Source organism: Ignavibacteria bacterium (genome assembly GCA_016873775.1).
In the GTDB taxonomy this organism is placed as follows: domain Bacteria; phylum Bacteroidota; class Ignavibacteria; order UBA10030; family F1-140-MAGs086; genus JAGXRH01.
Genome location: VGWC01000107.1, coordinates 1 through 5,448 on the forward strand (window position 1 = coordinate 1; position 5,448 = coordinate 5,448).

A 5,448-nucleotide genomic window follows, 5' to 3' on the forward strand; every position below is an offset into this window, starting at 1 on the left:
CGAAAAAATAAAACAAGAATCTGCATTTGTAGATTTACTGACAATGGAAATCGGAAAATCCATCATCGGACAAAAATATATGGTGGAGCGACTTCTCATCGGTTTGCTTTCCAACGGACATATATTACTCGAAGGTGTTCCGGGATTAGCAAAAACTCTTGCGGTGAAATCGCTCGCTTCTTGCATTGACGCAAAGTTTCAGCGCATTCAATTTACGCCGGATTTGCTTCCCGCCGATTTGATTGGAACGCTCATTTACAATCAAAAGGAAACACGATTTGAAACGAAACGCGGACCGATTTTCGCAAACTTTATCCTTGCAGATGAAATCAATCGCTCGCCGGCAAAAGTGCAAAGCGCATTACTCGAAGCAATGCAAGAACGACAAGTAACGATTGGTGAAGATACGTTCAAACTTCCCGAGCCGTTTCTCGTTCTCGCAACACAAAATCCGATTGAGCAAGAAGGAACGTATCCGCTTCCCGAAGCGCAAGTTGACCGCTTTATGTTGAAATTGAAAATCACGTATCCCGCGAAAGAGGAAGAACTTTTAGTGATGCGACAAAACGTGAATGGTGTTGTTGCCGATATTAAAAAAGTTGTTGACCCGAAACAAATTCTTCATGCGCGTGGTGTTGTCGGGGAAATTTATATGGATGAAAAAATCGAGCGCTACATTCTTGATATTGTTTTTGCTTCGCGTAATCCAAAAGAGTACAAAATGGAAAAAGTTTCGTCGCTGATTAGTTACGGAGCATCGCCGCGTGCATCAATCAATCTCGCGCTCGCATCGAAAGCATACGCATTTATCAAACGCCGCGGTTATGTTATTCCCGAAGATGTTCGCGCAATCGCAATGGATGTTCTTCGCCACAGAATCGGTTTAACGTACGAAGCAGAAGCAGAAGAACGCACATCGGAGAGTATCGTCGAAGAAATTTTGAATAATGTGGAAGTGCCATAATTGCTCTTTGTGTTTCTTTGTGAACTTTGTGTCTTAGTGGTAAATAATAAAACCACTTAGACACTGAGAACACAAAATTTCGCTAAGTAATGCTATGAAATAAGTTATGACGACCACAGAGATTCTCAAAAACGTTCGAAAAATCGAAATCAAAACTCGCGGAATGGTGAATCAAATTTTTTCCGGCGAGTATCATTCCGTTTTTAAAGGACGAGGAATGAATTTTTCCGAAGTGCGCGAATATCAATACGGCGACGACATTCGTTCGATTGATTGGAATGTTTCTGCGCGCTACAATCATCCGTATATAAAAGTGTATGAGGAAGAGCGCGAACTTACGGTAATGTTGATAGTAGATTTTTCTCGTTCGGGAAATTTTGGAACGGTGGAAAAATTCAAAAATGAAATTGCGGCGGAACTTTGCGCTGTGCTTGCGTTTTCGGCGTTAAAGAATAACGATAAAGTCGGAATGATTTTGTTCACTGATATTATTGAAAAATTTATTCCGCCGAAAAAAGGAAAATCACACGCGCTTCGATTGATCCGCGAGTTGCTTGCGTTTCAACCGAAAAATTCCGGAACAAACATTTCTCTTGCATTGGAAAATTTAACACACGTAATGAAACGCCGTTGCATTGCGTTTGTCATTTCGGATTTTTTCGATGACGGATTTGAGAAAGCGATGCAACTCGCAAGTAGAAAGCACGACGTGATTGCATTACTACTTTCTGACCCGAAAGAACAGGACATTCCTAAAATCGGTTTGGTAAAATTCCGCGATGCAGAAACGGGAATTGATAGATGGGTTGATACAAACAGCAGAACAGTGCGAGAAATGTTTGCGCGGTATTTTCAACAACTCCGCGAACGACAAAAACAAATTTTTCTCAAAAGTCGTGTTGATGCAGTTCCGATTCGCATTGACCAATCGTACATTACGCCGTTAGTGAATTTTTTCAGAATGAGAGAGGGACGTGCGTAATTTTAGATTTTACATTTTACATTTTACATTTGCACACGTTTGGAAACAGTCGCAACAAGTTTTTCGTTTTGTTTCTCAATGTAAAATATCAAATGTAAAATATAAAATTGCTTTTTTGCTCATTGCTCTTTGCTCTACACTCTCTGCTTTAGCACAAGAAGTAAGCGTTACTGCAAAACCCGACACAACTTCGATTCTCGTTGGTGACCAATTCAATGTGAACATCGAAATGAAAGCGCCGAAAGATATTGTGTGGGAAATTCCGTTGTTCGGCGATTCGCTCAATGGATTTGAAATTATAAAACAGGAAAAAGGAAAACAAACTGAAGATGGCGAAAGCGTCATTCAACATTTAAAACTTGTTGTGTCGCGGTACGATTCGGGAAAATTTGTTTTTCCTCCGCTCGGATTTTTTTACCACACAACCAGCGACACATTGAAACGAGTTGCAGAATCGCGAGCGTTTTTCATCAATGTTCATACGCTTTCGGTTGATGTCGAAAAAGGAATTCACGACATTCATCCGCCGCTTGCTGTTCCGTGGACGTTTTGGGAAATTATGCTCTATATCGGCATTGCGATTGCGGTGATTGCTGCGATTTATTTTGTGTGGTATTATTACGAAAAGAAAAAAATGAAACAGCCGTTGTTTGTTCGCGAAGAAGAAAAACGTCCACCGCACGAAATTGCTTTGGAAGCATTGCGTCGGCTTGAAGGTGAAAAATTTTGGCAGCGGGGACTCGTAAAACAATTTCACAGCGAAGTAACGGAAATTATTCGCCGCTACATTGAAGGACGATACAAAATTACAGCGATTGATATGACGAGCGATGAAATTCTTTCCGCTATGCGAAGAAAAAAATCCGTTGACAAAGAAGCGATGAAACCATTGGAAAACTTTTTCTCTATTGCCGATTGGGTGAAGTTTGCAAAGTACACGCCGACGGAAAAAGAAAACGAAGAAATGATTCCGATTGCGATAGGGTTTGTGGAAAAGACGATGAAAATAATGCAAGAAGTAGTAGAAGAAAATGAAACGAAAGCAGTTGCCACTAATTTCACGAATTAACACGAATGAATTAGTGAAAATTTGTGTAATTAGTGGCTGGAATAATTATGTTCAATTATCAATTCGCTAACCCCAATTATCTATACTTGCTGTTGCTGATACCAATTCTTGCAATTTGGTATTGGCTTCGTCATCACAAACAGCAAACGGATGTGGTGTATTCCAATTTAAAAGCGTTTGCGTTCGCGCCAAAAACTTTGCGTGAACGGTTGCGCCATTTTCCGTTTTTGTTGCGAATGGTAGTTCTCGCGCTTGTTATTATTGCGCTTGCCCGTCCGCAATCTTCAATGAGCGGCGAGCGTTTGCACACCGAAGGAATTGATATCGTGCTTGTGTTGGATATTTCGGGAAGTATGCTCGCGGAAGATTTTCGTCCGAACAGAATTGAAGCAGCGAAAAATGTTGCCAGCGAATTTATAAGTGCTCGCGAAAACGATAGAATCGGTTTGGTAATTTTTTCCGGAGAAAGTTTTACACAATGTCCGCTCACGCTCGACCACGGCGTGTTGAAAAATCTTTTGCTCAAAGTAAAAAACGGAATGGTAACAGACGGAACTGCAATAGGAACTGCGCTCGCCAATGCAGTCAATCGTTTGAAAGACAGCGATGCAAAAAGTAAAGTGCTGATTTTGCTTACCGATGGCGTGAATAATCGAGGCGAAATTGACCCGCTCACTGCTGCCGATATTGCGCACACATTCGATATCCGCGTGTACACGATTGGCGTTGGAACACACGGAATGGCGCCGTATCCCGTGCAAACACCATTCGGAACGCGTTATCAAAATATGCCGACAGATTTGGATGAAAAAACACTGACGAAAATTGCCGAGATGACCGGTGGAAAATATTTTCGCGCGACAACAAATAAGGAATTGAAAAAGATTTACAGCGACATTGATAAAATGGAAAAAACAAAAATCGAAACGTTTGCTTATCGAAAGCATACGGATTTATTTTATACGTGGCTTTTCTTTTCGATTGTGGTTTTATTTGCTGAAATAGGATTGAGTCAAACGTATTTGAGAAAGTTGCCGTAAGAAAAGAAATTGGTAATTCGTCATTTGTAATTTGTAGAACGAGAAAACAAATGACCAATTACTTATGACATTTTTTTTTTAGATGAAACTTGAAATCGAGAATCAATTAACGTATAACAGATAACTAATAACGAACGCCTTGTTCAAATTTGCTCACATAGAAAATCTTTACTTGCTTGCAGTAATTCCGTTACTCATTGCATTTTTTATCTATGCATTATTGCAACAGAAAAAAATGCGGAATGCGTTTGCAAGTATAGAATTGTTTCAACGACTTTCGCCGTGGACAAGTACGGTTAAACAGAAAATTAAATTCGGCATTTTGCTTTTTGCGATTGCATTGGTAATTGTCGGTTTCGCAAATCCACAAATTGGTTCACGTTTTGAAGAAGTGAAAGCCGAAGCGATTGATATTTTCATCTCGCTCGATGTTTCCAAAAGTATGAAAGCGGAAGATGTGCAGCCGAATCGTTTGGAAGCGGCGAAATATGCAATCGGGCAATTGTTGAATATGGTGAGAGGCGACCGCGTTGGACTTTCTGTTTTTGCCGGTGATGCGTATGTGCAATTTCCTCTTACGCTCGATTACAGCGCGGCAAAAATTTTTCTCGATGCAATAGATGTGGAAACGGCACCGGTTCCGGGTTCGGCATTAGGAACAGCAATTCAAATTGCGGATAAATCTTTTTCCGATATCGAAGATGAAAACGAAAAAAATAATAATAACGCTAACAAAGTTTTGATTTTAATTACCGACGGAGAAAATACGGAAGGCGATGCGTTTGCTGCTGCGACTGAAGCGGCGAAAAATGGCGTACTGATTTATACGATTGGCGTTGGTTCTATCAATGGTTCACCGATTCCGGAATTTATTAACGGACAACGCGATTTCAAACGAGACAGAGATGGAAATGTTGTTGTTACAAAACTCGACGAAGAATCGCTGCTGAAACTTGCGAGCATTGGCAGTGGAAAATATTATCGTGCCACAACCGGTGGCGATGAGCTTGTGAAAATTTTTGATGACATCAATAAATTACAAAGACGAGAAATCGGCGTAAAGCAATTTACCGAATATGAAAGTCGTTATCAGTATTTTGTTTTTGCCGCATTGTTGTTATTGCTTACGGAAATTTTTGTTTCGGAAAAGAAAAGCAATACGTGGCACAAGTTTAAATCGCTCGCGTATAGGAATTCTGTTGATAAAATTTTTGTGGAGAAGGAAAAAGCAATATGAACATTTTAGATTTTATATTTTACATTTTACATTTCGCATTTGTCCGTACGTTTCAATATAAAATATCAAATGTAAAATGTAAAATTGTTTTGATTTTACTCGTAGTTTTCTGTTCGTCGTTGGCTGGTTTTTCTCAATCCACTCGTTCATTGATTA

The 5,448-nt window shown here is 40.0% G+C and carries 5 protein-coding genes; all 5 read left to right on the plus strand.

The window, feature by feature from the left end:
• Positions 1-964: AAA family ATPase (locus tag FJ218_10730; protein ID MBM4167375.1), on the plus strand; the 964-nt coding region annotated here is incomplete at its 5' end.
• A gap of 106 nt (positions 965-1,070) precedes the next feature.
• Positions 1,071-1,946, plus strand: a complete 876-nt coding sequence (locus FJ218_10735) for a DUF58 domain-containing protein (protein MBM4167376.1) — start codon at positions 1,071-1,073, stop codon at positions 1,944-1,946.
• 115 nt (positions 1,947-2,061) lie between these two features.
• The gene (locus FJ218_10740) at positions 2,062-3,015 is read left to right on the plus strand and encodes a protein BatD (protein MBM4167377.1); all 954 of its coding nucleotides are present in this window, start codon (positions 2,062-2,064) and stop codon (positions 3,013-3,015) included.
• A 47-nt stretch (positions 3,016-3,062) separates the two neighbouring features.
• Positions 3,063-4,055, plus strand: coding sequence for a VWA domain-containing protein (locus tag FJ218_10745; protein MBM4167378.1), 993 nt, complete (start codon positions 3,063-3,065; stop codon positions 4,053-4,055).
• A gap of 172 nt (positions 4,056-4,227) precedes the next feature.
• Positions 4,228-5,292 carry a VWA domain-containing protein gene (locus FJ218_10750; GenBank protein ID MBM4167379.1) on the plus strand — a complete coding sequence of 355 codons (1,065 nt, stop codon included), beginning with the start codon at positions 4,228-4,230 and terminating at the stop codon, positions 5,290-5,292.
• Positions 5,293-5,448: the final 156 nt, after the last annotated feature.